Here is a 25,577-nt window from a genome sequence, read left to right as displayed (position 1 = left end):
CCGATAACTCATTCAGGCCGGACCCGCGTAAATCCGATCCGGCAACTATTTATGCCGGCCCGTGCTGTGTCAGGGTAAACAAGGAACCGACATGTCCAATTTAATTAATACCGCAATGAGTGGGCTGGGCGCTGCCCAGGCCGCGTTGAGCACCACCAGTAATAACATCAGCAACTACAACGTAGCGGGCTATTCCCGTCAGACCACGATTCTGGCCCAGGCTAACAGCACGCTAAGCGGCAATAATTATTATGGTAACGGCGTGTCGGTTGCCAGCGTCAACCGCGAATATGATTCCTTTATTACCAATCAGCTGCGCAGCGCCAGCACGCAGTCCAGCGCGCTGAATACCCAGTACCAGCAGATTTCAAACATCGACGATATGTTCTCCAGCACCACGAACACGCTGTCGACAAACATTCAGGACTTTTTCAGCTCTATCCAGACGCTGGTCAGCAACGCATCCGATCCCTCAGCCCGCCAGACGGTGCTGGGCAAGGCCGATGGTCTGGTAAACCAGTTTCAGGTGACTGATACCTATCTGCGCAACCTGGATCGCAGCCTCAACACCTCGGTAACCTCGACCGTTGACCAGATCAACGGATACGCTAAGCAGATCGCTAACGTCAATGAGCAGATCATTAAGCTAAAAGGCGCCGGTGCGGGCAGCGAACCTAACGATCTGATGGATCAGCGCGATCAGTTGGTCAACGAACTGAATAAGCTGGTGGGCGTTACCGTCAGTCAACAGGATGGCGGCAGCTATAACATCAGCATGAGCAGCGGTATCTCGCTAGTGCAGGGCAGCAGCTACAGCAAGCTGGCAGCCGTACCGTCAAGCAGCGATCCGGGCCGTACCACTATTGCCACGGTCGACCCGACCAGCGGCAAAACGACGGAAATCCCGGAAAAACTGGTCACCAACGGTTCGCTTGGTGGGCTGCTCGCTTTCCGCACCGATCTGGACAATACCCGCAATCAGATCGGCCAGCTGGCGCTGGCGCTGGGTGACAGCTTCAACGCCCAGCATGAGGCCGGTTTTGACCTTGACGGCGATGCCGGCGAAGCTTTCTTTAATCTGGGAACAACGTCTGCCGTTTCGAATGCCAAAAATACCGGTACGGGTTCGCTGAGCGTGGCCTGGACCGATACCAGTAAAGTGCAGGCTTCCAACTATAACGTCACCTTTGACCAGGGCAGCGGCAGCTGGAACGTGACGCGCCTTTCCGATAACAGCAGCATTGCCGCGGCGGTGACCACGGAAAATGGCAAGCCCGTGCTGAGTTTTGATGGCCTGAAAGTGACCGTTGATGGTACGCCGGCGGGTAAAGACAGCTTCCTGGTGAAGCCGGTTTCTGACGTTATTGTCGGAATGGGCGTCAATATCACCGATCAGGCTAAAGTTGCCGCTGCAGGTGCCGATGATGGTGTAAGCAACAACAACAATGCTCAGTCGCTGGTGAATCTGCAAACTAAGAAAGTGATCACCGGCAACAGTTCGCTGACCCAGGCTTATGCCAGCATGGTCGCCAACGTGGGTAACAAGACCAGTAACCTGGAAACAACCGGCGCAACCCAGGATAAGGTTGTCACGCAGCTGACGAACCAGCAGCAGTCCGTTTCCGGCGTTAACCTGGATGAAGAATATGGCAATCTGACGCGCTATCAGCAGTATTACACTGCCAACGCCAAGGTGCTTCAGACCGCCAGCACTATTTTCGATGCGCTGATCGGTGCAGTGAACTGATAGCGGAATAAGGAAAACATCATGCGTCTCAGCACTACCATGATTTATGACCAGCAAATGCGCGGCATCAGCAACTCGCAGGAAGGCTGGCTGAAAGTGGGCGAACAGCTCTCTTCAGGCAAACGCGTTGTGAATCCTTCTGATGACCCTGTTGCCGCGGCCCAGGCCGTGGTGCTGTCACAGGCGCAGGCGGAAACCGATCAGTTCAAAACGGCCCGTAGCTTTGCTACCACGGCGGTTTCTCAGGAAGAGACAAACCTGACGCAGGTCGTCAGCGTGATTCAGGATGCGCAGACCGCAATTGTTGCCGCGGCTAACGGTACGTTATCCGACGATGACCGCGCCTCTTACGCCACCCAGCTGACAGGGCTGCGCGATCAGCTGCTGAACCTGGCAAACGCCACCGACGGCAACGGCCGCTATATGTTTGCTGGTTACAAATCCGACACGGCGCCTTTTGTTAAGGATGCCAACGGGGATGTAACTTATAACGGCGGAGACACCGCGATCAGCCAGAAAGTGGATGCTAACCGCACCATGGTGACCAGCCATACCGGCAAAGAGGTCTTTATGGCGATCACCAGCAATGCCGTGGCGGAGCCAAATGGCGATGCGAGCGAAGTTAATCTCTTCGCCATGCTCAATACCGCTATCACCTCGCTGAGCAAGCCGCTGGATAATGCCGATGACGCGACCAAAGATGCCGAAGCGGCGGTGATTGATAAAACCAACCGTGGTCTGCGTAACTCGCTGAATAACGTTCTCAAAGTGCGCTCAGAGCTGGGTATCCAGCTGGATGAACTGGGCAAGCTGGACGCTAAAGGGGATAGCACCGAGCTCAACCAGAAGCTCCAGATGAGCGCGCTGGTAGACGCCGATGTGACCAGCACCATCTCGTCTTACACCATGCAGCAGACGGCGCTTCAGGCCTCCTACAAAGTCTTTAGCGATATGTCAGACATGTCTCTGTTCAAACTGAATATGTAATGTTGTTTTATTTTGGGCGCGCTTAAACCGGGTGCGTTCAGTTTCTCCCGCGATCGGCGCTAACCTTCCGATCGCGGGATTTTTTTATCCGGTTCGTTCTGCTTTATCCTTTCCTCCCGGACTCCCTATCGCTTTACACCGCCAGAAAATACGCCAGGGTCAGGCTCAGTGAACTTCACGCCTGCGGCATTGCAAAACTTCGTCTGTCCAAAAGCTTTGTCCAGAACAGCGGCCAGCGGTTAAACAAACGCTGACTTATCATAAGCCATTAGCCCACAGCAATTGCTGCATGAGACGGTAGTGGCAGAAAACAGCGGCGAGAATACCCTGCGCAAAAGTCTGTTCTGGCGCTCATAAAACCCGCCAAAGCCAGAAGCCACTTCATTTCAGTTCAGGCCAGAGAACAGCGGATAATTATCGCCACCATCGGCGCTGTTTTTGCCATCCTCACCGGACGGGAAAAAAGAAGAAATCTGACCTTTGGAATTGGTCATGACGACACTCCGTGCAGCCTCAGGCGTTCGCTCTTTGCATCCTTAGCTGCACGAAGGCGAATACGGATGTAAGGCCAGGGAGAGCGCCCGGACGGTTCAGGTTTCAGTAAATGAATGCGGAAATACCGCTGGTGATGGCAGGAGAACTTTGGATTGAGGGATAAAAAAAGCCCCGGTCAGATGACCGGGGCTTGCATTCAGCTTTCGGACGACTACGGACGCGTAGCCGGAGCTGTCGCCTGATGGGTTGCCGCGTGACCGCCTGCGGAACCTTTGCCTTCAAAATTGAAGTCAGGACGTACCCAGTCACTGCCGCGCGCCGGTTCTGGCTGATAATCTGGCGCAGGCGCTTTGGTCATCGGTGCCGTGGCATGATGCTTATAAGCGGGCTGAGCCGTCGTGCTGGTGACGTCTGCCGCCACAGGCGCTACGGGGGCCGCTACCGGCGCCGGTGCAGCCGCAGCTGCCGTCGCTGGCGTAGCAGGAACCGCTGCCGGTGCTGAAGCCGCCGCTGATGTAGCAGGGGTTACAGCTGGCGCTGGTGCCTGAGCTGGTTCAGCTGGCGTTACCGCAGGTGCAGATGCCTGAGCTGGTTCAGCTGGCGTTGCCGCAGGTGCAGATGCCTGAACGGGTTCAGCTGGCATCGCCGCAGGTGCCGGTGCCTGAACAGGTTCAGCTGGTGTTGCCGCAGGCGCAGATGCCTGAACGGGTTCAGCTGGTGTTGCCGCAGGTGCAGTTGCCTGAACGGGTTCAGCTGGCGTTGCCGCAGGTGCAGATGCCTGAACGGGTTCAGCTGGCGTTGCCGCAGGCGCAGATGCCTGAACAGGCTCAGCTGGCGTTGCCGCAGGTGCAGATGCCTGAGCCGTTTCAGCAGGTGCTGAAGCGTTCACTGGCTCATCACGGGCCGGAACCGGTGCATGAGGTTCGCTTGTCACCACAGGCTCATCCGTCACTACCGGTGCTTCCAGCACTTCCTCAACCTGCTTTTCGATCGCTTCGCTAACATCCGAAGCATTAACGGCGGCGGGCTGCTGGGGCTCTTTTGCAGAAGCAGGCTCTTCAGCCAGTTTCGCTTCTTCAACGAGCTCTTTCACATCCTCAACGAAAGCGTTGTCAGTACTGGCCTCATCAGCAGGCAGTGCCTGTTCTGCTGTGGCGTCGGCAACGGCTTCATCCGCGGCGGATATAACAGCAGGTTCTTCATTCACCGGAACGTCGATTGCCTCCGTTTCTTTCGCATCAACCGGCGTTACTGCCGGCTGGCTTTCCGGCTGTGGCTCTGCCATATGCACTGGCTGAGCTTCGCTCTGCTGCGCATCAGTCGGCATTGCGTTAGCTGCGGCGGCAACGGCTACGGCATCAGCCGTGTCTTCATGACCATAATCCGGCACCACGGACTGTTCAGGTTCAGCATGCTCATCAGCAGCCTGGGCGACAGGATAGGTGATCCACACTTTACCTGAAGCCATTTCCGGTGAGGCAGCGGCAAAGGTCAGCGGCATCGGCGACTGGTTCGGATAACGCTCATCGCGATAGCGACGACGGCGCTGGCCGCTTACGCGCAGGTGACGAGGCGAACGACGTGAGCGACGCGGCATACTGTTGCTTTCACGCTCTTCGCTTTCCTCCTGACCGGCGACATTTTCCACAGCGGCCGGTAAAGTTTCGGCAGGTTCAGCGTGAGAAGGCTCTTCTGGCTCAAACGCGCGGGCGGCCGTCTGCTCTGCCGTTTCAATACGCACCTTCTGGTCCAGCTGGCGAGGTTTACGGCGTGGCATGACCTGAACGGTCTCTTCACCGGCTACCGCAGTCTCCTCAGCGGCGATCGCTTCTGGCTGCTTCTCTTCCTGCACGACAGGACGTTCCTGACGGCGGCGAGTACGGTCGTTGCGTTCACGACGAGGCTGCTGCTCACTGCGCGCCTCTTCACTCACTGGCAGCTGCTCGTCCAGAACCTCAACCGGGGCGACGTTGTTGCGCTTGTTGCGACGGTTATCTTCACGGCCTTCCGCTGGGTTGGCGTCGCGTACCATACGTTCATTACGGTTGTTGTTACGGTCGTTACGTTCAGGGCGCTCGCTGCGTTCATTACGATCGTTGCGCTCGCTACGGTCATTACGTTCATTGCGATCGGTACGTTCATTACGGTCGTTACGCTCGGTACGTTCGTTGCGGTCGTTATTACGCTCGCCACGCTCCTTATTGCGATCGTTACGATCCCCGTTGCGTTCGCTGCGATCGCCGTAGCGCTCACCGCGGCGGTTGTTGTTCTGACGACGGTTGTTGCGGCGCTCGCCACGCGGTGCGGCAGCAGGGGCTTCGGCCACGGCTTCTTCAACCACAGGCTGAGGTTCTGCAACCGGCGCTTTCTCTTCACCCGCAAACATCTTCTTCAGACCGCGAACGAAACGACCCAACAGGCCGGACGTTGCTTCGGCGGCAGGCGCTTTTGCCGGCGCCTCAGGGGCTTGAGCTGGCGCTGGTGCAGCGGCGGGTTCCTGATGCGCCGGTGGAGCGTCAGGCATAACGAAGGCGGCCAGCGCCGGCTGTTCAGGGCGTTTGCGTTCAGCATGCTCCTCTTCAGAAGGCAGAGCCATTTCGGCCTCATGCAGCTTCGGCAGATGATAGCTGAGCGTCTGGGTCTCTTCGCCGGTGCGCACGCGCAGTACGGAGTAGTGCGGGGTTTCCATCTGATCGTTTGGCACGATAATCGCCCGCACGCCGCCCTGGCGCTTCTCAATGGCGCTCACCGCTTCACGTTTTTCATTGAGCAGGTAAGAAGCAATCTGGACCGGCACAATGGCGTGAACTTCTTTGGTGTTCTCCTTCAGCGCTTCTTCTTCAATCAGGCGCAGAATAGAGAGCGACAGCGATTCGTTATCACGGATGGTGCCGGTGCCGCTACAGCGTGGGCAGACGTGATGGCTGGACTCGCCCAGCGACGGGCTCAGGCGCTGGCGGGACATCTCCAGCAGGCCGAACCGTGAAATATGGCTAATCTGGATACGGGCACGATCCTGACGGACAGCTTCGCGCAGGCGGTTTTCAACGGCGCGCTGATGGCGAACCGGCGTCATATCGATAAAGTCGATAACGATCAGGCCGCCGAGATCGCGCAGGCGCAGCTGGCGGGCAATCTCATCGGCGGCTTCCAGGTTGGTATTGAATGCCGTCTCTTCGATATCGCCGCCGCGAGTGGCGCGGGCAGAGTTGATATCAATCGCGGTCAGCGCTTCGGTGGAGTCGATAACGATCGATCCGCCGGAAGGGAGGCGAACTTCACGCTGGAAGGCGGATTCAATCTGGGACTCAATCTGATAGTGGCTGAAGAGCGGGATTTCGCCGGTGTAGAGCTTAATTTTGCTGCTAAAGTCCGGACGGCCCAGCGCAGCGATATGCTGACGAGCCAGCTCCAGCACCTTAGGGTTATCGATCAGAATCTCACCGATATCCTGGCGAAGATAGTCGCGGAACGCGCGCACAATGACGTTACTTTCCTGATGAATCAGGAAGGGGGCAGGGCGGTTTTCTGCCGCTTTCTTGATGGCTTCCCAGTGCTTCATGCGGAAGCTTAAATCCCACTGCAGCGCTTCGGCGGATTTACCTACGCCGGCGGTACGGACAATCAGACCCATGCCATCGGGCAGTTCCAGCGACGAAAGGGCTTCTTTCAGCTCGGTACGATCGTCACCTTCAATGCGGCGTGAAATACCGCCGGCCCGCGGGTTGTTTGGCATCAGGACCAGATAGCTGCCCGCCAGGCTGATAAAGGTGGTTAAGGCCGCGCCTTTATTTCCACGCTCTTCTTTATCAATCTGAACGATAACTTCCTGACCTTCACGCAGCACGTCTTTAATATTCGGACGGCCATGTGAGGAGTAATTGCTGGGAAAGTATTCGCGGGAGATTTCTTTCAGGGGGAGGAAACCGTGCCTTTCAGCGCCGTAATCAACGAAGGCCGCTTCAAGACTGGGTTCAATACGGGTAATTTTGCCTTTATAGATGTTGGCCTTCTTCTGCTCATGCCCCGGGCTTTCAATATCCAGGTCATACAGACGCTGTCCATCCACGAGAGCGACACGCAACTCCTCCTGTTGAGTTGCGTTTATCAACATTCTTTTCATCGTAACTTACTCATTATTCTTACATTAGTGACAAAGCTACGGGCAATAGTAACGCTGGACGCGATCTCACCGATGGCCCCGTGTCTCATCGCAAAGCCGTCAACCTCCCGGTTGTCGCCTGCTCAGGGGCGCAAAATCTCGGCAGCCTGTTTCACATTAGGAAAAACAGCGCTTTTAAATTAAAGAGGGGAACCGCCAGAGTAAACCTGAATGAACCAATCCCGTCTTGTCGTCCAGGCCGCAACCCGCAGCCCGCTAAATGCCTGATTACCTAAAACGTCTTACGCCATTGCTGCGTGTATGGGCTATCCGGCAAAATTCCTTATTTACGCTATTTTCTTGTTTCACAAGGTTTGAACCAGGAAAACGATAACATTATTCCATCGCTAACCTTGTGATAGCAAGGTGACTTTTCCCACGTTGCGATGTTTATTCCAGCTTTTAGGAGGAATTGCATATCATCAATGCAAATTGCCTAAAAACTGGCCGCAAAAGCGCCGTGGAAAAGGCTTACAGACAGTTAAGCACAGAAAAAGAGGTGGCGCTATCCTCACGCCCTATTTAGAATCGCGAACCATGAAAACCAATACTCCAGCAGTACAGATTGTGACGATTTCTGCCGATGAAGCAGGACAACGCATCGATAACTTTTTACGCACGCAGCTTAAAGGCGTGCCGAAAAGCATGATTTATCGCATTTTGCGTAAGGGCGAAGTGCGGGTGAATAAAGGACGCATCAAGCCGGAATATAAGCTTGTCGCCGGGGATGAAATACGAATTCCCCCCGTTCGCGTGGCAGAACGCGACGAGGTTGCCGTTTCCCCTAAACTGGACAAGGTTGCCGCGCTCTCAAAGGCGATTCTGTTTGAGGATGACTATATCCTTGTGATGAATAAACCTTCCGGCACGGCCGTACATGGCGGGAGTGGACTCAGTTTTGGCGTGATTGAAGGATTGCGTGCGCTGCGACCGGAAGCCCGCTTTCTGGAGCTTGTGCACCGTCTGGATCGGGATACCTCGGGCATCTTGCTGGTCGCTAAAAAGCGCTCCGCGCTGCGTTCGCTGCATGAGCAGCTGCGCGAAAAAGGGATGCAAAAGGATTACCTGGCGCTGGTGCGTGGTGCCTGGCCTGCCCATATAAAGGCCGTACAGGCCCCCTTGCTGAAAAATATTCTGCAAAGCGGGGAGCGTATCGTGCGCGTCAACAGTGAAGGAAAGCCTTCCGAAACGCGTTTTAAAATAGAAGAGCGTTACGCCAATGCAACGCTGGTGAAAGCCAGCCCGATCACGGGCCGCACCCATCAGATACGTGTGCATACGCTGCACGCCGGGCATCCTATTGCCTTTGACGATCGCTATGGCGAAAGGGACTTCGACGCTCAGCTGGCAGGCACCGGGCTGAAAAGGCTGTTTCTGCATGCGGCTGCGCTCAGGTTTACCCATCCCAACACTGGCGAGGTGATGCGGGTAGAAGCGCCACTTGATGCAGAGCTGAAGCACTGTCTTGAAGTGTTGCGTAAAAACTCTCCAGCCAGGTAATGCCCAGAGCCGTGCCCGTTACGTTTGCTATGCGGACAAAACGGAGCACGGGCAATCGGCGACAGTGAGGTACATCTCTGCCGAACGCCGTTAAGCCGTCCATGATGGCCTGGAGCGACTTAACCTCCCAGCGGATCCAGTCCCGCTTCACGCAGCATCTCGCAGAGTGCGATCAGCGGCAGCCCGACCAGCGTATTTGGGTCGCGCCCTGAGAGGCGCTCGAACAGCGTGATGCCTAATCCTTCGCTTTTGAAACTGCCCGCGCAGTTGAGCGGCTGCTCTTTACGGATGTAGTGAGTGATTTCTTCTTCGCTGAGCGAACGAAAATCGACGCTGAATGGCTCGCAAAGGCAGTTCAGCTGCTGTGTACGGCTGTTACAGAGCGCCAGGCCGGTATAGAAGGTCACGCTCTGGCCGCTGGCCAGCCGGAGCTGCGCACGGGCATTCTCTTCCGTATGCGGCTTACCGGCAATTGCGCCACCCATCACGCAGACCTGATCGGATCCTATAATAAGGTGGTCGGGAAAACGGTCAGCCAGCGCCCTGGCCTTGGCAGCAGCCAGCCGCATTACCAGCTCCGTGGCGGTTTCGTTATCAAGCGGCGTTTCGTCCACCTCCGGCGCGGCAGTGATAAAAGGGAGGCCCAGCTTTTCCAGCAGCGCTTTGCGAAAGGGGGAAGTTGAGGCTAAAACAAGTCGGGTCATATTTTTTTCCAGAATAGATAGCGAATTCGTCCGCCGCATTTTAAACTATGCGCCGCAGTGGATGCGTATTATGGGGGAAAGGTGCGTTTAGACGGCCTTTTTCTTTGACTCTATCTCGTTACAAAGTTAATATGCGCGCCCTATGCAAAAGGTAAAATTACCCCTGACTCTCGATCCGGTCCGTACCGCTCAAAAACGTCTTGATTATCAGGGCGTTTACACCCCTGAACAGGTGGAGCGGATTGCCGAATCGGTAGTGAGCGTGGACAGTGATGTTGAATGTACGATGTCGTTTGCGATAGACAACCAGCGTTTAGCGGTACTTAACGGTACTGCGGCGGTTTCCGTTACGCTATGTTGCCAACGCTGCGGCCAGTCTTTCCCGCATCAGGTTCACGTGACGTATTGTTTTAGCCCGGTCGTCACCGACGAGCAGGCTGAAGCACTACCGGAAGCGTACGAGCCGGTCGAGGTCAACGAGTTTGGCGAAATCGATCTGCTGGCGGTGGTTGAAGATGAAGTTATCCTCGCCCTGCCTGTCGTTCCGGTGCATGATTCTGAACACTGTGAAGTGTCCGAGGCGGACATGGTCTTTGGCAAATTGCCTCCAGAGGCGGAAAAACCAAACCCATTTGCCGTATTAGCCAGTTTAAAGCGTAAGTAATAGGAGTAAGGTCCATGGCCGTACAACAGAATAAACCAACCCGTTCCAAGCGTGGCATGCGTCGTTCGCACGATGCTCTGACCACTACCACTCTTTCCGTAGATAAAGTTTCTGGCGAAACGCATCTGCGTCACCACATCACTGCGGATGGTTACTACCGCGGTCGCAAGGTCATCGCTAAGTAATTCTTGCGGAACAGCGCGGCGATACTTTGACACGTGTGACCCTGGCAATAGACGCCATGGGCGGGGACTTCGGTCCCTGCGTGACAGTGCCTGCGGCAATGCAGGCACTGACCTCGTATACGCATCTGCATATCCTTCTGGTCGGCGATCCCGACATCATCATGTCATTCTTCGCAAAAGCTGATTCAGCGACTTTGGCACGTCTGGACGTTATTCCTGCCGAGTCGGTTATTGCGAGTGATGCCGTCCCTTCACAGGCGATCCGCCACAGCCGCGGATCCTCCATGCGCGTGGCGCTGGAGCTGGTGAAAGCGGGCAGGGCGCAGGCCTGCGTCAGCGCCGGCAATACCGGTGCGCTGATGGGGCTTTCTAAATTACTGCTCAAGCCGCTTGAAGGCATTGAGCGTCCGGCGCTGATGTCGGTGCTGCCGAATCAGCAGGCGGGCAAAACGGTGCTGATGGATCTGGGCGCCAACGTGGATTCCGACAGCACCATGCTGGTGCAGTTCGCCGTGATGGGCGCCGTCATGGCAGAGGAAATCCTGGCTGTCGCTTCGCCGCGTGTGGCGCTGCTGAATATCGGCCAGGAAGAGACCAAGGGGCTGACCAGCATCCGGGAAGCCGCAGGAATTCTGCGCCAGACGCCGGAAATTAACTATATTGGATATCTCGAAGGCAACGATCTTCTTACCGGGAAAACGGATGTGCTGGTCTGCGACGGATTTGTGGGCAATGTGACGTTAAAAACCATGGAGGGTGTGGTAAGAATGTTTCTTTCGCTGTTGACATCACAGGGCGAAGGTAAAAAAAGGGCGTGGTGGATGCCGCTGGTGGCGCGTTTTGTTAAAAAACGCCTCAGTAAGCGCTTCGGCCATCTTAATCCCGACCAGTATAATGGTGCCTGTCTGTTAGGATTACGCAGCACGGTGGTTAAAAGCCACGGTGCTGCTAATCAGCGCGCATTTGCAGCGGCAATTGAACAGGCAGAGCAGGCGGTGCGACGGCAGATTCCCGAGCGAATTGCCGCGCGCCTTCAGGCTGTATTACCTAAGAGTGACTGACGTACATGTATACGAAAATTATCGGTACGGGCAGCTATTTGCCCGAACAGGTGCGGACTAACGCCGATCTGGAAAAAATGGTGGATACGTCGGACGAGTGGATTGTCACCCGAACCGGTATTCGTGAGCGTCGTATTGCCGGGCCGGATGAGACCGTGGCAACGATGGGCTTTCAGGCTGCGCAACGTGCGCTGGAAATGGCCGGTATCGACAAGGACGACATCGGGCTGATTATCGTGGCGACCACCTCATCCAGCCATGCTTTCCCCAGTTCAGCCTGTATGATCCAGCAAATGCTGGGCATAAATGACTCTGCATCCTTTGACCTCGCGGCCGCCTGTGCCGGCTTTACTTATGCCCTCAGCGTCGCCGATCAGTACATCAAAAACGGCGTGGTAAAAAACGCGCTGGTTATTGGTGCTGACGTGCTGGCGCGCGCGCTCGATCCTGAAGATCGCGGCACGATCATTCTGTTTGGCGACGGCGCAGGTGCTGCGGTACTGGGCGCCAGTGAAGAGCAGGGCATTATTTCCACCCATCTTCACGCGGATGGCCGCTATGGTCAGCTGCTCAGCCTTTCTTATCAGGATCGTGCACGCCAGGATCAGCCGTCATATCTTACTATGGCTGGCAACGAAGTCTTTAAGGTGGCGGTAACCGAGCTGGCGCACATCGTTGACGAAACGCTGAAAGCGAACAACCTTGAGCGTGAGGCTATCGACTGGCTGGTGCCGCACCAGGCTAACCTGCGCATCATCAGCGCAACCGCCCGTAAGCTGGGCATGGGCATGGATAAAGTAGTTGTGACGCTTGACCGTCATGGTAATACCTCTGCCGCTTCTGTCCCTGCAGCGCTGGATGAAGCCGTGCGCGATGGCCGTATCCAGCCGGGCCAGCTGGTTCTGCTGGAAGCCTTCGGTGGCGGTTTCACCTGGGGCTCGGCGCTGGTTCGTTTTTGATTAAAAGGACATCACAATGACGCAATTTGCAATGGTTTTTCCGGGTCAGGGATCGCAGACGGTGGGCATGCTGGCAGAGCTGGCGGCTGAAAATCCGACGATTGAACAGACGTATCGTGAGGCTTCCGATGCGCTGGGCTACGATCTCTGGGCGCTGGTCCAGAACGGCCCTGCGGAAGAACTGAACAAAACCTGGCAAACTCAGCCCGCGCTGCTGGCCGCCTCTGTTGCTATTTTCCGCGTTTGGCAGGAAAAAGGCGGTTCAGCGCCCGCAATGCTGGCAGGACACAGCCTTGGCGAGTATAGTGCGCTGGTTTGTGCGGGCGTGCTCGGCTTTGCGGATGCTATCCGGCTCGTGGAGCTGCGCGGCAAGCTGATGCAGGAAGCGGTACCGGAAGGTACAGGCGCCATGCAGGCCATTATCGGTCTGGACGACGCGGCTATCGCAAAAGCGTGTGAAGAATCCGCTCAGGGTCAGGTTGTGTCACCGGTGAACTACAATTCTCCGGGACAGGTGGTTATCGCCGGCAATAAAGAAGCGGTTGAGCGTGCAGGTGCGGCCTGTAAAGCGGCCGGCGCCAAGCGTGCCCTGCCTTTGCCGGTCAGCGTGCCTTCCCACTGCGCGTTAATGAAACCGGCGGCGGATAAACTGGCTGCTGCGCTGGAAGCTCTGACCTTTAACGCTCCGGCTTTCCCGGTAGTCAACAACGTTGATGTCCGGTGTGAAACCTCGCCGGAAGCGATCCGCAGTGCGCTGGTTCGCCAGCTCTACAACCCGGTTCGCTGGACGGGCTGCGTTGAATTCATGGCGGCGCAGGGGGTGACCTCGCTGCTGGAGATAGGGCCGGGCAAAGTGCTTACCGGCCTGACCAAACGAATTGTTGATACCCTGACGGCAGCGCCGGTAAACGATCCGGCCAGCCTGTCGGCGGCGCTTTAACAGTCAGACGAGGATAAAGATGAGCTTCGAAGGAAAAATCGCGCTGGTTACCGGTGCAAGTCGCGGCATTGGCCGCGCTATCGCGGAAACGCTGGTTGCACGTGGTGCTAAAGTTATTGGTACGGCGACCAGTCAGAGCGGTGCGGAAGCCATAAGCGCCTGGCTTGGCGACAACGGCAAAGGCATGCAGCTGAACGTGACCGACAGCGCCTCCATTGAGAGCGTGCTGGAAAATATTCGCGCTGAGTTTGGCGAAGTGGACATTTTAGTCAATAATGCTGGCATTACGCGTGATAATCTTCTGATGCGTATGAAGGAAGATGAGTGGCAGGAGATCCTGGACACCAATCTGACTGCCGTATTCCGCCTGTCAAAAGCGGTAATGCGCGCTATGATGAAGAAACGCGTAGGCCGAATTATTACCATCGGTTCCGTTGTTGGAACCATGGGTAATGCGGGCCAGGCAAACTACGCAGCAGCAAAAGCGGGTTTGATCGGCTTTAGCAAGTCACTGGCGCGTGAAATCGCGTCACGTGGTATTACCGTTAACGTCGTGGCTCCTGGTTTCATTGAAACCGACATGACGCGTGCGTTGAGTGAAGATCAGCGTGCGGGCATTCTGGCGGAAGTGCCAGCGGGTCGTCTTGGCGACGCGCAGGAAATCGCCAATGCCGTTGCATTTTTAGCCTCTGACGAGGCAGCCTACATCACTGGTGAGACGCTGCACGTCAACGGCGGGATGTATATGGTCTGATAATCACGAAACTATTTGCGTTATTTGCGGTAATGCCCGCAAAATAGCGTAAAATCGTGGTTTGACCAGCCGGGATTTAGTTGCATCTTTTTCACCATTTTATACACTACGAAAACCATCGCGAAAGCGAGTTTTGATAGGAAATTTAATAGTATGAGCACTATCGAAGAACGCGTTAAGAAAATCATTGGCGAGCAGCTTGGCGTTAAGCAGGAAGAAGTTGTTAACACTGCCTCTTTTGTAGAAGATCTGGGCGCTGATTCTCTTGATACCGTTGAGCTGGTAATGGCTCTGGAAGAAGAGTTCGATACCGAGATTCCGGACGAAGAAGCTGAGAAAATCACGACCGTTCAGGCTGCTATTGATTACATCAATGGTCACCAGGCTTAAGTGAGCATCTCCAGGCGGTCATTCGACCGCCTGAGTTTTATCTGTACGTCCCACTCCACTATAGTGTCATTTTTTCCCTCCCTGGAGGACGAACGTGTCTAAGCGTCGTGTAGTTGTGACCGGTCTTGGCATGTTGTCTCCTGTCGGCAATACCGTAGAGTCTACCTGGAATGCTCTTGTTGCCGGTCAGAGTGGCATCAGCCCGATCGACTATTTTGATACTAGTGCCTACGCAACGCGTTTTGCTGGCTTAGTAAAGGACTTTAACTGTGAAGAGTTTATCTCGCGCAAAGATCAGCGCAAGATGGACGCTTTTATTCAATATGGAGTTGTCGCTGGCATTCAGGCCATGCAGGATTCCGGCCTGGTCATTACCGAAGAAAATGCCGATCGTATCGGTGCGGCTATCGGTTCCGGCATCGGCGGACTGGGTCTGATTGAAGAAAACCACGCTTCGCTGGTCAACGGTGGACCGCGTAAAATAAGCCCCTTCTTCGTTCCTTCCACCATTGTTAACATGATAGCGGGCCACCTGACTATTATGTACGGCATGAAAGGACCGAGCATCGCCATCTCCACGGCCTGTACGACCGGTGTGCACAATATCGGCCAGGCCGCGCGGATCATTGCCTATAACGACGCTGACGTTATGCTGGCAGGCGGCGCGGAAAAGGGCAGTACGCCTCTGGGTATGGGCGGCTTTGGTGCTGCGCGTGCGCTTTCCACCCGCAACGACGATCCGCAGGCGGCAAGCCGGCCCTGGGATAAAGATCGTGATGGCTTCGTGCTGGGCGACGGCGCGGGGATCGTGATGCTGGAAGAATACGAACACGCGAAAAAACGCGGCGCGAAAATTTATGCCGAGCTGGTAGGCTTTGGCATGAGCAGCGACGCGTACCATATGACCTCGCCACCGGAAAACGGTGCAGGCGCGGCGCTGGCGATGGCAAATGCGCTGAAAGATGCTCAGCTGTCGCCGGAACAGATCGGCTATATCAACGCGCATGGCACCTCCACGCCAGCGGGCGATAAAGCGGAAGCGCAGGCGGTGAAGTCTGTCTTTGGTGAAGCGGCCAGTCGTGTGATGGTCAGTTCCACCAAGTCAATGACCGGCCACCTGCTGGGTGCCGCAGGCGCGGTAGAATCGATTTACTCTATCCTTGCGCTGCGTGACCAGATTATTCCGCCAACCATCAATCTGGATAATCCGGATGAAGGCTGCGATCTGGACTTTGTGCCGCATACCGCGCGTCAGGTCAAGGGGCTGGAGTACGCTTTGTGTAACTCCTTCGGCTTCGGTGGAACCAACGGCTCGTTGATTTTCCGTAAAATCTGATCCCGACTGAAAGATTGAAAAAGGCCCGCACCGCGGGCCTTTTTAATGCCCCCCTTCCAACACTTCCTGCGCTTCTTTTATGCCACTCAAATCGTAAAATATGCCCCAGCGGGCGGCGATGCGCTTATGCCGGACTCTTGACCAGCTCCGGTTAAGGTGATGAGTAATGTGCTCCAGGAAATGAGGTTATCTCGCTGAGAGGATAAGCAGGGTTGCGGCTGGTATTCACCCCTGTACAATTCCCTCCAGACAGAGGAAGCCACTAAGCGAGGCATATCCAGGGGATCTTATGATTTGGATTAATGGCGAACCAGAAACCCGTATTAACGCAAACGACCGGGCTGTTCAGTTCGGCGATGGCTGTTTCACAACGGCGCGTCTTATCGACGGCGAGGTGGTGGCGCTGGAGCAGCACATTGAACGGCTCAGCCAGGCGTGCCAGCGGCTGCTGATTGAGCGCGTTGACTGGCATGCGCTGCGCCAGGAGATGATCCATGTCAGCCGTGGGCAGGAAGAGGGCGTGCTGAAGGTGATCCTCTCCCGGGGAGCCGGAGGGCGGGGCTACAGCGCGGTGGGATGTGGCAACCCGACCCGGATGCTTTCCGTCTCTCCCTATCCCGCCCGTTACCATCAGCTCCGTCAGACCGGCGCCAGACTGGCACTAAGCCCGGTGCGCCTGAGCCGCAATTCCCTGCTGGCGGGTATCAAGCACCTTAACCGGCTTGAACAGGTCCTGATCCGCACACAGCTTGAGCAGACCGGCGCGGATGAAGCCCTGGTGCTTGACACTGAAGGTATGCTGGTGGAATGCTGTGCGGCTAATTTATTCTGGCGTAAGGGTAGGGACGTCTTCACGCCCGATCTCAGCGATTCCGGCGTCAACGGCATCCAGCGTCAGCGCGTCATACGTCTGCTTCACGGGCAGGGCATAGCTGTTAAAGAGGTCCGGGTTCCGCCTGAAACGCTTGCTGGCGCGGATGAAGTGGTGATCACTAACGCGCTGATGCCGACACTGCCGGTATACCAGATTGAAGAGTGGCGCTGGAGCTCGCGCCAGCTGTATGAGCTTATAAGCCTCCAGGACAATTAACATGGATATTTCATGACCGCAAAGCGAAAATTTTTTACCGGGGCCATCCTTATTCTTGTCGCGGCTGTCGCCTTCAGCTACTGGCAAATCCGTCAGTTTGCCGCCTCAACGCTGACCATCGATAAGGAAACCATTTTCACGCTGCCGGCAGGGTCCGGACGGCTGGCGCTTGAGGCCGGCCTGAATAAGCAGCATATCGTGCCAGAAAGCCCCTGGTTTGGCTGGCTGTTAAGGCTGGAACCTGACCTGGCGAACTTCAAAGCCGGTACTTACCGCTTAACGACGGGAATGAGCGTGCGTCAGCTTCTCGCTCTGCTCTCAGAGGGTACGGAAGCGCAGTTTCCCATCCGTTTTGTTGAGGGAACGCGGATGAAGGAGTGGCTCGCCTCGCTACGTTCGGCGCCTTATATCAAACATACTATCCCGGATGATGAGTTTGCCACTGTGGCGACGGCGCTGAAAATCAACGAGCAGGATGTGGAAGGATGGTTTTATCCTGATACATACCTCTATACCGCAAACACGACGGACGTGGAGCTGCTTAAACGCGCGCATGAGAAGATGACCGGCCTGGTTGAAACAATCTGGCAAGAGAGAAAGGAAGACCTCCCTTACAAGGACAAAAACGATCTGGTCACCATGGCTTCCATTATCGAGAAAGAAACGGCCGTCAGCAGCGAACGCAGTAAAGTGGCGTCGGTTTTCATAAACCGTCTTCGCCTCGGGATGCGTTTGCAGACTGACCCGACGGTGATCTATGGCATGGGCGACAGCTATAAAGGCAACCTGACAAGAAAGGATCTGGAGACGCCCACTCCCTGGAATACGTATGTCATCGCTGGGATGCCGCCGGGGCCTATCGCCATGCCGGGCAAAGCGTCGCTTGAAGCTGCTGCGCACCCGCTGAAAACGAATTACCTCTATTTTGTCGCAGACGGTAAGGGCGGGCACACTTTTACGACTAATCTGGCAAGTCATAACCGGGCGGTGCAGGCCTGGCGCCGGAGCGTTAAGGAACAGAATGAACGGTAAATTTATAGTGATCGAAGGGCTGGAAGGCGCCGGGAAAACGACCGCCAGGGATCGTGTTGTAGCGGAACTCCGGCAACAGGGCGTTGAGGAGATTGTTTTTACCCGTGAACCCGGAGGCACGCCGCTGGCGGAAAAGCTGCGCGATCTGATTAAGCAGGGCGTGGAGGGCGAGCGTGTCACCGACAAGGCTGAACTGCTGATGCTTTACGCAGCGAGAGTACAGCTTGTGGAAAACGTCATCAGGCCAGCGCTGGCACGCGGTGCCTGGGTGGTGGGCGATCGTCACGATCTCTCTTCTCAGGCCTATCAGGGAGGCGGGCGCGGCATGGATACGGCGCTGATGGCGCAGCTGAAAAGCAGCGTGCTGGGCGAGTTTGCCCCCGATCTGACGCTCTACCTCGACGTGACGCCGGAAGTAGGGCTGCAGCGCGCGCGCGCGCGCGGCGAGCTGGACCGCATTGAGCAGGAGTCGCTGAACTTTTTTATCCGGACCCGCCAGCGCTATCTCGCTCTTGCCGCCAGCGATGATCGGATCAAAACCATTGACGCCACCCTGCCTCTGGAGCAGGTCTCTCAGGCTATTCGTCAGACGCTTGCTGACTGGCTGCGGGAACAGCGATGATCTGGTATCCGTGGCTGAACCAGCCTTATCGTCAGCTTATTGGCCAGCACCAGGCCGGGCGCGGTCACCATGCGCTTCTGATCCAGGCACTGCCGGGCATGGGCGATGCTTCGCTGGTCTGGGGGATCAGCCGCTGGCTGATGTGCCAGCGCCGCGACGGGTTAAAAAGCTGCGGAACTTGTCATGCCTGCCAGCTGATGCAGGCGCATACCCATCCTGACTGGTATAAGCTGGAGCCGGAAAAAGGCAAAAGCTCGCTGGGTATTGATGCCGTGCGTAGCGTTACGGAAAAACTCTACCATCACGCCCAGCAGGGAGGCGCCAAGGTCGTATGGCTGCCTGATGCAGCGCAGCTGACCGAAGCGGCAGCCAATGCGCTGCTGAAAACGCTGGAGGAGCCGCCGGCCAATACCTGGTTTTTGCTGAGCAGCCAGGCGCCGGCGAAGCTGCTGGCGACCCTGCGCAGCCGCTGCCTTAACTTTCACCTGGCACCGCCCGACGAGCGCCAGAGTCTGGCCTGGCTGCAAAAGCAGCGATCGATCCCGGAAAGTGACAGTATGACCGCCCTGCGCCTGAGCGGCGGCGCACCGGCCGCGGCGCTGTCGCTACTGGACGAAAAAATCTGGAGCGCGCGTCAGGCGTTATGCCAGGCGCTGCCTGGCGCAGTACAGGGCGATATGCTCAGCCTGCTGCCCGTGCTGAATCATGAGGAGGCGGCCCGTCGCGTCGGCTGGCTCTGCACGCTGCTGGTGGATGCGCTGAAGTGGCAGCAGGGCGGCGGGGCGTTTATCGCCAACGTCGATCGGCAGGCGCTGATCGCCTCGCTGGCGATGCAGCTGCCGGGCAGCGCCCTCGATCAAAGCGTACGCGACTGGATGATCTGCCGCGATCGCCTGCTGAATGTGGTAGCGGTTAATCGTGAACTGCTGCTGACCGACCGGCTGCTGGGCTGGGAGCAGATGCTGCATTCCAGCCAGGCCGGCTAACCGAATCAGAGAGTTACTATGTTTTTAGTGGATTCACACTGCCATCTTGATGGCCTGGATTACGAGAAGCTTCATCAGGATATTACCGACGTGCTGGCCAAAGCCGCCGCGCGCGACGTGAAGTTTATGCTGGCCGTCGCCACCACGCTGCCGGGCTATAAGGCCATGACCCAGCTGATTGGCGATCGTCCGGAGGTTGCCTACAGCTGCGGCGTCCATCCACTTAATCAGGATGAGCCTTATGACTTTGCCGAACTCCGTCAGCTTGCCGCAGACCCGCGCGTTGTGGCGATGGGCGAGACCGGGCTGGACTACTATTATCAGAAAGAGACCAAAGCGCAGCAGCAGGCCTCATTCCGTGAACATATCCGCATTGGCCGCGATCTGAACAAGCCGGTGATTGTCCATACGCGTGACGCGCGGGAAGATACGCTGGCGATCCTGAAAGAGGAGCAAGTGGAAGGCTGTGGTGGTGTACTCCACTGCTTTACGGAAGATCGTGAGACGGCAGAGAAGCTGCTGGATATGGGCTTTTACATCTCCTTTTCCGGAATCGTGACCTTCCGTAATGCGGAAATGATCCGCGAAGCGGCACGTTACGTCCCGCTGGACAGAATGCTGGTCGAAACGGATTCGCCTTATCTGGCGCCAGTGCCGCACCGGGGTAAAGAAAACCAGCCAGCGTATACCCGCGACGTGGCGGAATATATGGCGGTACTGAAAGGCGTAAGCGTGGAAGAGATGGCTGAAGCGACCACGCAGAACTTTTCCAGGCTGTTTCATGTGCCGCTTTCCCGCCTTGGCCAGGCTCCGCTATAATTTTATAGCTCGTAATTAATTCCCGAAAATCGTAAAGTGCAGCGCCTGGCAGAGGCGATGCGCTTTTTTTAGCCACAAAAACGGGTAATTTTCCGAAAAATTTTCTGTCTGCTTGACGGTTGTTGAGTGAAACGTGATAGCCATCAAATAAATTTTTACCGATTTATTTTAGAGTTCTAAATAAATACCGGACGCGCCAAGACGTCCTCCCGACGGCAGATCCTCCCCCTGCCGTCACGCGCACTGCGCGTAAAAAAGCACCCATACTCAGGAGTTTCACAATATGTTCAAAAACGCATTTGCAAACCTGCAAAAGGTCGGTAAATCGCTGATGCTGCCGGTCTCGGTTCTGCCGATTGCCGGTATTTTGCTGGGCGTCGGTTCGGCAAACTTCAGCTGGTTGCCGGCGGTCGTCTCTCACGTCATGGCCGAAGCGGGCGGTTCCGTCTTTGCCAACATGCCCCTGATCTTTGCGATCGGCGTGGCGCTGGGCTTCACCAATAACGATGGCGTTTCTGCGCTGGCTGCGGTGGTTGCTTACGGGATTATGGTCAAAACCATGGCGGTGGTCGCGCCGCTGGTGCTGCATATGCCCGCAGCTGAAATTGAGGCCAAGCACCTGGCGGATACCGGCGTATTAGGCGGTATTATCGCGGGCTCTATCGCCGCGTATATGTTCAACCGCTTCTACCGCATCAAGCTGCCTGAATATCTGGGCTTCTTTGCCGGTAAGCGCTTTGTGCCAATTATCTCTGGCCTGGCGGCTATTTTCCTTGGCGTGGTGCTCTCCTTTATCTGGCCACCAGTCGGTACGGCTATCCAGACATTCTCACAGTGGGCGGCATACCAGAATCCGGTAGTGGCCTTTGGGATATACGGTCTGGTTGAGCGCTCCCTGGTGCCCTTCGGTCTGCACCATATCTGGAACGTTCCATTCCAGATGCAGATTGGTGAGTTCACCAACGCGGCGGGCCAGGTCTTCCACGGCGACATTCCCCGTTATATGGCGGGCGACCCAACGGCGGGTAAACTGTCCGGCGGCTTCCTGTTCAAAATGTATGGTCTGCCTGCGGCAGCGATTGCCATCTGGCACTCCGCTAAACCGGAAAACCGCGCCAAAGTGGGCGGTATTATGATCTCCGCTGCGCTGACGTCATTCCTGACCGGTATTACCGAACCGATCGAATTCTCGTTCATGTTTGTGGCACCAGTGCTGTATGCCATCCACGCCATCCTGGCCGGTCTGGCTTTCCCTATCTGTATTCTGCTCGGAATGCGTGACGGTACCAGCTTCTCTCATGGCCTGATCGATTTTGTGGTGCTGAGCGGCAACAGCAGCAACATCTGGCTGTTCCCTATCGTTGGGGTTATCTATGGTCTGATCTACTACACCGTGTTCCGCGTGATGATTGCCAAATTCAATCTGAAAACGCCGGGCCGAGAAGAGACGACCAGCGAGCAGAGCACCGGTACAGCCAATGAAATGGCGGGCAACCTGGTAGCGGCGTTTGGCGGTAAAGAGAACATCACCAACCTTGATGCCTGTATTACTCGTCTGCGCGTTAGCGTTGCGGACGTGTCAAAGGTCGATCAGTCCGGCCTGAAGCGTCTGGGCGCAGCAGGCGTGGTGGTTGCAGGTTCTGGTGTCCAGGCTATCTTCGGCACCAAGTCTGACAATCTGAAAACCGAAATGGACGATTACATCCGCAATACGTAATCGCCGCCGGCAGAAGTACGTTAAGTTTGTCAGCTGCCTGAAAGGCCCGCTCTGCGGGCCTTTTTTTACGTCTGGGCCAGGGAAACGCGCTCAATACGGCCGGTCACAGAAAGAAAAGTGACGGGAAGGTTGAAAGAAAACAAATTTCTCGCTCATACTGCCATGACTTAACTCCCCCGCTTAAGGATATGCACTATGGCTGAAGAAACCTTATTCAGTAAAATTATCCGCCGTGAAATTCCGGCCGATATCGTTTATCAGGATGACCTCGTGACGGCCTTCCGGGACATCTCGCCTAAAGCCCCCACCCATATTCTGGTCGTGCCAAATATTATTATTCCTACCGCCAACGATGCGGTGGCGGGCCATGAGGCAGCGCTGGGCCGGATGATTACCGTAGCGGCAAAAATCGCTAAAGAGGAGGGCATTGCTGAGGATGGATATCGTCTGATCATGAACTGTAACCGGCACGGCGGCCAGGAGGTATACCATATCCACCTGCACCTTGTTGGCGGGCGCCCTCTGGGGCCGATGCTGGCGCAGTAAGCCGACTTTTATGACGGGTAAACACTCAATGATGCGGACTGTCGCAACGGGCATGACGTTGCTGGCGCTTTTAAGCGGATGCAGCAGTAAGCCCACCACCATCAACACCTCACAGTCGCTGATTATGGAGTCCGCGGTACTTTCCGCCGGGATTACCACCGACGAGCCGGTGATGTCCGAACGCGACGGGCAGCAGCGGGCTTCTTCCGTGCTCTATAACCAGCAGGAGAAACCCGTAACGCTGCATTACCGCTTCTACTGGTACGACGCTAAGGGACTGGAGATCCTCCCCTTTGAGCGACCGGGAACGGCGGTTGTTGCACCGCACGAGGAAGTTGAAATATCATCGCAAACCGGTAACCTGACGGCCAGTAAAGTCAGACTCTACCTGTATCTGTAAGAGGTAACGCGTGAAAAGGAATATTACCAAACTCTCTGGCGTGCTCGGCCTGGCGCTTATACTCAGCGGCTGTATTACTGAGCAGCGTACGCAGCCCCCGGCCCCTGTCGAGCCGGTCCAGCCTGCGGAACCCGTCCCGCCACCGGCGCAGCCAGCACCGGGGGAGATGGTGCCGCAGCCGCCGAAAATGCAGACCATCAACTGGGATGCTACGGTCACGCCGCTGGTGACGCAGATGCTGAAAGCGGACGGCATTACCGCGGGCAACATTCTGCTGGTGGACAGCGTAAAAAACAGCACCAACGGCAGACTGCAAACGGCGAAAGCGACGGCGGCATTGCAGAGCGCGCTGGAGAACAACACGCAGTTTACGCTGATCGCGCCTGAGCAACTGGCTCAGGCGAAGCAGACGCTCGGACTTTCCCCCGAAGACAGCCTGGGTTCACGCAGTAAAGCCATCGGGCTGGCGCGCTACCTTAGCGCCCAGTACGTGCTTTACAGCAATGCCCAGGGTGACGTGAAGTCGCCAGAGATACAGATGCAGCTGATGCTGGTGCAGACGGGTGAAATTATCTGGTCAGGCAACGGTGCTGCACAGTATTGATCCCGCGCTCAACAGGCTAATCGCACAACAGTTTCCGGCGGCGCAATCCGCCGGTTCTTTTTTTCCGCTGTCAGGACTGACCGGCCAGACTGGAAAAGTTGAACTGGCGGAGAGGACGCTGCTGGCGCGCAGGCAGCTGGTCGCGTCTTCCATCCCCGGCGTCAGTCGCCGTCGTGAATACCATATCTTACGCAAACTGGCGGGCAGCGGTCTGGCCCCCGCTGTACTGGGCATCAGCGCTGAATGGCTGCTGCTGTCATGGCTGCCCGGAGAGACGCTCTGCGGCAGCCATTTTTCAGCGCGACTGCCGTCGCTCACGGACCTGGTCATCAGGCTACACCGGCAGCCGCTAAGCGGTTACCGGCTGGAGATGCTCAGGCTGCTTGAAGCGTACTGGCTGCGAAGCTGCCCGTCACGCCGGCACATTGGCTGGCTGCGGGCGCTGAAAGCCTGCCAGGCGCGGGGTGAGCCAAAGCCGCTGCGGCTGGCGCTGCTGCATATGGATATCCATGCGGGAAATATCATTGTTCATAACGGCAATCTGCATCTGATCGACTGGGAATACGCCAGCGATGGCGATGTGGCGCTTGAACTGGCGGCCACGATCGCAGGCAATGGACTGGATGCGGCGCAGCAGGAAAGCCTGACTGAACGCTATGCCTGCTCGCAACGGCTGGATATCAGCAGGCTGCGTCAGCAGGTTCGTCTGTGGCAGCCCTGGTTACGCTTGCTGATGGCCAGCTGGTACGAACTGCGCTGGCAGCAGAGCGGCGAAACGATTTTTTACGCGCTGGCGGCAGAAGCCTGGCAGCGCGTGTTATCCGATTAAGAGGTGAAGTGTGGGACCGGTAATGTTAGACGTGCTCGGCTACGAGCTGGATGCGGAAGAGCGTGAAATTTTACAACACCCGCTGGTGGGGGGGCTTATCCTCTTTACCCGGAATTATCACGATCCCGCCCAGCTGCGGGAGCTGGTAAGGCAGATCCGGGAGGCCTCGCGTCATCGTCTTGTGGTGGCGGTGGATCAGGAAGGCGGGCGCGTACAGCGCTTCCGTGAAGGCTTTACCCAGCTTCCCGCTATGCAGGCCTTTGCCGCGCTGAATAACGACGCTGATGCGGCAAAGCTGGCGCAGCAGGCGGGCTGGCTGATGGCCTCTGAAATGATCGCGATGGATATTGATATCAGCTTTGCGCCGGTGCTGGATATTGGCCACGTCAGCGCGGCCATAGGCGAACGCAGCTTCCATGAGGATCCGGAAATCGCGCTGAGGATGGCGCGCCATTTTATCGACGGAATGCACAGCGCGGGCATGAAAACCACCGGCAAACATTTTCCCGGCCACGGTGCAGTCAGCGCCGATTCGCATAAAGAGACGCCGCGGGATAACCGGAGCGAGGCGGAAATTCGCCGTCACGACATGCAGATATTCAAAGCGCTGATTGCCGGGCAGAAACTGGATGCCATCATGCCTGCCCATGTTATCTATACTGAGGTGGATTCCCGGCCGGCCAGCGGTTCGCCGCACTGGCTGAAAACGATTCTGCGCGGTGAGCTGGGCTTTGACGGTGTGATTTTCTCAGACGATCTGTCGATGGAAGGCGCAGCGATAATGGGCAGCTATGCGGAGCGGGGGCAGGCTTCACTGGACGCGGGCTGCGATATGATTCTGGTGTGTAATAACCGCGCCGGCGCGGTCAGCATTCTTGATAATCTGTCACCGATCAAGGCTGAACGCGTCACAACGCTTTACCATCAGGGAACATTTACCCGCCAGCAGCTGCTCGGTTCTTCACGCTGGAAAGAGGCGAATCAGGCGCTGAGCGCGCTGCATTCGCGCTGGCTGGCGCACAAGAGTAGCTGAATGGCTTAAGCAGAG

At 56.5% G+C, this 25,577-nt stretch carries 24 protein-coding genes; 22 read left to right on the top strand and 2 right to left on the bottom strand.

Features of this window, described 5'->3' with window-relative positions; genetic code table 11:
* Positions 1 to 91: 91 nt before the first annotated feature.
* Both flgK and flgL read left to right on the top strand, forming a co-directional pair.
* The gene (flgK, locus tag AAH446_RS03920; protein WP_342905401.1) at positions 92 to 1,747 is read left to right on the top strand and encodes a flagellar hook-associated protein FlgK; all 1,656 of its coding nucleotides are present in this window, start codon (positions 92 to 94) and stop codon (positions 1,745 to 1,747) included.
* Positions 1,748 to 1,768: 21 nt separating this feature from the next.
* Positions 1,769 to 2,734 (top strand): flagellar hook-associated protein FlgL, encoded by a 966-nt coding sequence (gene flgL, locus AAH446_RS03915; RefSeq protein WP_342905400.1) that lies wholly within the window; start codon positions 1,769 to 1,771, stop codon positions 2,732 to 2,734.
* Between the two features lie 706 nt (positions 2,735 to 3,440).
* Here flgL and rne read toward each other — a convergent pair.
* The gene (rne, locus tag AAH446_RS03910; protein ID WP_342905399.1) at positions 3,441 to 7,352 is read right to left on the bottom strand and encodes a ribonuclease E; all 3,912 of its coding nucleotides are present in this window, start codon (positions 7,350 to 7,352) and stop codon (positions 3,441 to 3,443) included.
* 576 nt (positions 7,353 to 7,928) lie between these two features.
* On the opposite strand from rne, the gene rluC reads away from it, so the two are divergent.
* Positions 7,929 to 8,891, top strand: coding sequence for a 23S rRNA pseudouridine(955/2504/2580) synthase RluC (gene rluC / locus AAH446_RS03905; protein WP_342905398.1), 963 nt, complete (start codon positions 7,929 to 7,931; stop codon positions 8,889 to 8,891).
* A 119-nt stretch (positions 8,892 to 9,010) separates the two neighbouring features.
* Here rluC and AAH446_RS03900 read toward each other — a convergent pair whose 3' ends face one another.
* Positions 9,011 to 9,595, bottom strand: coding sequence for a Maf family protein (locus tag AAH446_RS03900; protein WP_342905397.1), 585 nt, complete (start codon positions 9,593 to 9,595; stop codon positions 9,011 to 9,013).
* Positions 9,596 to 9,737: 142 nt separating this feature from the next.
* Between AAH446_RS03900 and yceD the strand changes: the two genes are divergently transcribed.
* From yceD to nagZ, 19 genes are all read left to right on the top strand, one after another.
* Positions 9,738 to 10,259: a 23S rRNA accumulation protein YceD gene (gene yceD / locus AAH446_RS03895; RefSeq protein WP_342905396.1), complete on the top strand. Its 522-nt coding sequence runs from the start codon at positions 9,738 to 9,740 to the stop codon at positions 10,257 to 10,259.
* Between the two features lie 14 nt (positions 10,260 to 10,273).
* A complete protein-coding gene (rpmF, locus tag AAH446_RS03890; protein WP_013508656.1) occupies positions 10,274 to 10,444 on the top strand; it encodes a 50S ribosomal protein L32 in 171 nt (56 codons plus the stop codon).
* A gap of 26 nt (positions 10,445 to 10,470) precedes the next feature.
* A complete protein-coding gene (gene plsX / locus AAH446_RS03885; protein ID WP_342905395.1) occupies positions 10,471 to 11,505 on the top strand; it encodes a phosphate acyltransferase PlsX in 1,035 nt (344 codons plus the stop codon).
* Between the two features lie 5 nt (positions 11,506 to 11,510).
* Positions 11,511 to 12,464 carry a beta-ketoacyl-ACP synthase III gene (locus AAH446_RS03880; RefSeq protein ID WP_342905394.1) on the top strand — a complete coding sequence of 318 codons (954 nt, stop codon included), beginning with the start codon at positions 11,511 to 11,513 and terminating at the stop codon, positions 12,462 to 12,464.
* Positions 12,465 to 12,480: 16 nt separating this feature from the next.
* Positions 12,481 to 13,404, top strand: coding sequence for an ACP S-malonyltransferase (fabD, locus tag AAH446_RS03875; protein WP_342905393.1), 924 nt, complete (start codon positions 12,481 to 12,483; stop codon positions 13,402 to 13,404).
* A 19-nt stretch (positions 13,405 to 13,423) separates the two neighbouring features.
* Positions 13,424 to 14,158, top strand: a complete 735-nt coding sequence (gene fabG / locus AAH446_RS03870; RefSeq protein WP_342905392.1) for a 3-oxoacyl-ACP reductase FabG — start codon at positions 13,424 to 13,426, stop codon at positions 14,156 to 14,158.
* A gap of 153 nt (positions 14,159 to 14,311) precedes the next feature.
* Complete coding sequence (gene acpP / locus AAH446_RS03865; protein ID WP_004157115.1) at positions 14,312 to 14,548, top strand: acyl carrier protein; 237 nt, start codon at positions 14,312 to 14,314, stop codon at positions 14,546 to 14,548.
* Between the two features lie 94 nt (positions 14,549 to 14,642).
* Positions 14,643 to 15,884, top strand: a complete 1,242-nt coding sequence (gene fabF / locus AAH446_RS03860; RefSeq protein WP_342905391.1) for a beta-ketoacyl-ACP synthase II — start codon at positions 14,643 to 14,645, stop codon at positions 15,882 to 15,884.
* A gap of 289 nt (positions 15,885 to 16,173) precedes the next feature.
* Positions 16,174 to 16,974: an aminodeoxychorismate lyase gene (gene pabC, locus AAH446_RS03855; RefSeq protein WP_342905390.1), complete on the top strand. Its 801-nt coding sequence runs from the start codon at positions 16,174 to 16,176 to the stop codon at positions 16,972 to 16,974.
* A 12-nt stretch (positions 16,975 to 16,986) separates the two neighbouring features.
* The gene (mltG, locus tag AAH446_RS03850; protein WP_342905389.1) at positions 16,987 to 18,006 is read left to right on the top strand and encodes an endolytic transglycosylase MltG; all 1,020 of its coding nucleotides are present in this window, start codon (positions 16,987 to 16,989) and stop codon (positions 18,004 to 18,006) included.
* Positions 17,996 to 18,628, top strand: coding sequence for a dTMP kinase (tmk, locus tag AAH446_RS03845; RefSeq protein ID WP_342905388.1), 633 nt, complete (start codon positions 17,996 to 17,998; stop codon positions 18,626 to 18,628). Before mltG ends, tmk begins: the two co-directional genes overlap by 11 nt.
* Positions 18,625 to 19,614, top strand: a complete 990-nt coding sequence (gene holB / locus AAH446_RS03840) for a DNA polymerase III subunit delta' (protein WP_342905387.1) — start codon at positions 18,625 to 18,627, stop codon at positions 19,612 to 19,614. The genes tmk and holB overlap by 4 nt, the downstream gene beginning before the upstream one ends.
* 18 nt (positions 19,615 to 19,632) lie before the next feature.
* Positions 19,633 to 20,433 carry a metal-dependent hydrolase gene (locus AAH446_RS03835; RefSeq protein ID WP_342905386.1) on the top strand — a complete coding sequence of 267 codons (801 nt, stop codon included), beginning with the start codon at positions 19,633 to 19,635 and terminating at the stop codon, positions 20,431 to 20,433.
* 283 nt (positions 20,434 to 20,716) lie between these two features.
* Positions 20,717 to 22,150, top strand: coding sequence for a PTS glucose transporter subunit IIBC (gene ptsG / locus AAH446_RS03830; protein ID WP_342905385.1), 1,434 nt, complete (start codon positions 20,717 to 20,719; stop codon positions 22,148 to 22,150).
* 195 nt (positions 22,151 to 22,345) lie between these two features.
* Positions 22,346 to 22,696 carry a purine nucleoside phosphoramidase gene (gene hinT / locus AAH446_RS03825; RefSeq protein ID WP_342905384.1) on the top strand — a complete coding sequence of 117 codons (351 nt, stop codon included), beginning with the start codon at positions 22,346 to 22,348 and terminating at the stop codon, positions 22,694 to 22,696.
* A 31-nt stretch (positions 22,697 to 22,727) separates the two neighbouring features.
* Positions 22,728 to 23,096 carry a YcfL family putative periplasmic lipoprotein gene (locus AAH446_RS03820; protein ID WP_342905806.1) on the top strand — a complete coding sequence of 123 codons (369 nt, stop codon included), beginning with the start codon at positions 22,728 to 22,730 and terminating at the stop codon, positions 23,094 to 23,096.
* Between the two features lie 22 nt (positions 23,097 to 23,118).
* On the top strand, positions 23,119 to 23,700 hold the full coding sequence (lpoB, locus tag AAH446_RS03815; protein WP_463322780.1) for a penicillin-binding protein activator LpoB: 582 nt from the start codon (positions 23,119 to 23,121) through the stop codon (positions 23,698 to 23,700).
* Positions 23,660 to 24,529, top strand: a complete 870-nt coding sequence (gene thiK / locus AAH446_RS03810; RefSeq protein ID WP_342905382.1) for a thiamine kinase — start codon at positions 23,660 to 23,662, stop codon at positions 24,527 to 24,529. The genes lpoB and thiK overlap by 41 nt, the downstream gene beginning before the upstream one ends.
* A 10-nt stretch (positions 24,530 to 24,539) precedes the next feature.
* The gene (nagZ, locus tag AAH446_RS03805; protein ID WP_342905381.1) at positions 24,540 to 25,562 is read left to right on the top strand and encodes a beta-N-acetylhexosaminidase; all 1,023 of its coding nucleotides are present in this window, start codon (positions 24,540 to 24,542) and stop codon (positions 25,560 to 25,562) included.
* The last annotated feature ends 15 nt before the right edge of the window (positions 25,563 to 25,577 follow it).

The sequence above is a fragment of the Erwinia psychrophila genome (assembly GCF_039023475.1).
Taxonomy (GTDB): Bacteria; Pseudomonadota; Gammaproteobacteria; order Enterobacterales; family Enterobacteriaceae; genus Erwinia.
Note: the sequence above shows the minus strand (reverse complement) of the source record. Positions and strands in the feature narration are given on the sequence as shown.

Bases quoted from the DNA above. Each gene is read 5' to 3' on its own strand.
- flgK (WP_342905401.1), top strand. From the start codon at position 92: ATGTCCAATTTAATTAATACCGCAATGAGTGGGCTGGGCGCTGCCCAG.
- flgL (WP_342905400.1), top strand. From the start codon at position 1,769: ATGCGTCTCAGCACTACCATGATTTATGACCAGCAAATGCGCGGCATC.
- rne (WP_342905399.1), bottom strand. From the start codon at position 7,352: ATGAAAAGAATGTTGATAAACGCAACTCAACAGGAGGAGTTGCGTGTC.
- rluC (WP_342905398.1), top strand. From the start codon at position 7,929: ATGAAAACCAATACTCCAGCAGTACAGATTGTGACGATTTCTGCCGAT.
- AAH446_RS03900 (WP_342905397.1), bottom strand. From the start codon at position 9,595: ATGACCCGACTTGTTTTAGCCTCAACTTCCCCCTTTCGCAAAGCGCTG.
- yceD (WP_342905396.1), top strand. From the start codon at position 9,738: ATGCAAAAGGTAAAATTACCCCTGACTCTCGATCCGGTCCGTACCGCT.
- rpmF (WP_013508656.1), top strand. From the start codon at position 10,274: ATGGCCGTACAACAGAATAAACCAACCCGTTCCAAGCGTGGCATGCGT.
- AAH446_RS03880 (WP_342905394.1), top strand. From the start codon at position 11,511: ATGTATACGAAAATTATCGGTACGGGCAGCTATTTGCCCGAACAGGTG.
- fabD (WP_342905393.1), top strand. From the start codon at position 12,481: ATGACGCAATTTGCAATGGTTTTTCCGGGTCAGGGATCGCAGACGGTG.
- fabG (WP_342905392.1), top strand. From the start codon at position 13,424: ATGAGCTTCGAAGGAAAAATCGCGCTGGTTACCGGTGCAAGTCGCGGC.
- acpP (WP_004157115.1), top strand. From the start codon at position 14,312: ATGAGCACTATCGAAGAACGCGTTAAGAAAATCATTGGCGAGCAGCTT.
- pabC (WP_342905390.1), top strand. From the start codon at position 16,174: ATGATTTGGATTAATGGCGAACCAGAAACCCGTATTAACGCAAACGAC.
- mltG (WP_342905389.1), top strand. From the start codon at position 16,987: ATGACCGCAAAGCGAAAATTTTTTACCGGGGCCATCCTTATTCTTGTC.
- tmk (WP_342905388.1), top strand. From the start codon at position 17,996: ATGAACGGTAAATTTATAGTGATCGAAGGGCTGGAAGGCGCCGGGAAA.
- holB (WP_342905387.1), top strand. From the start codon at position 18,625: ATGATCTGGTATCCGTGGCTGAACCAGCCTTATCGTCAGCTTATTGGC.
- AAH446_RS03835 (WP_342905386.1), top strand. From the start codon at position 19,633: ATGTTTTTAGTGGATTCACACTGCCATCTTGATGGCCTGGATTACGAG.
- ptsG (WP_342905385.1), top strand. From the start codon at position 20,717: ATGTTCAAAAACGCATTTGCAAACCTGCAAAAGGTCGGTAAATCGCTG.
- hinT (WP_342905384.1), top strand. From the start codon at position 22,346: ATGGCTGAAGAAACCTTATTCAGTAAAATTATCCGCCGTGAAATTCCG.
- AAH446_RS03820 (WP_342905806.1), top strand. From the start codon at position 22,728: ATGCGGACTGTCGCAACGGGCATGACGTTGCTGGCGCTTTTAAGCGGA.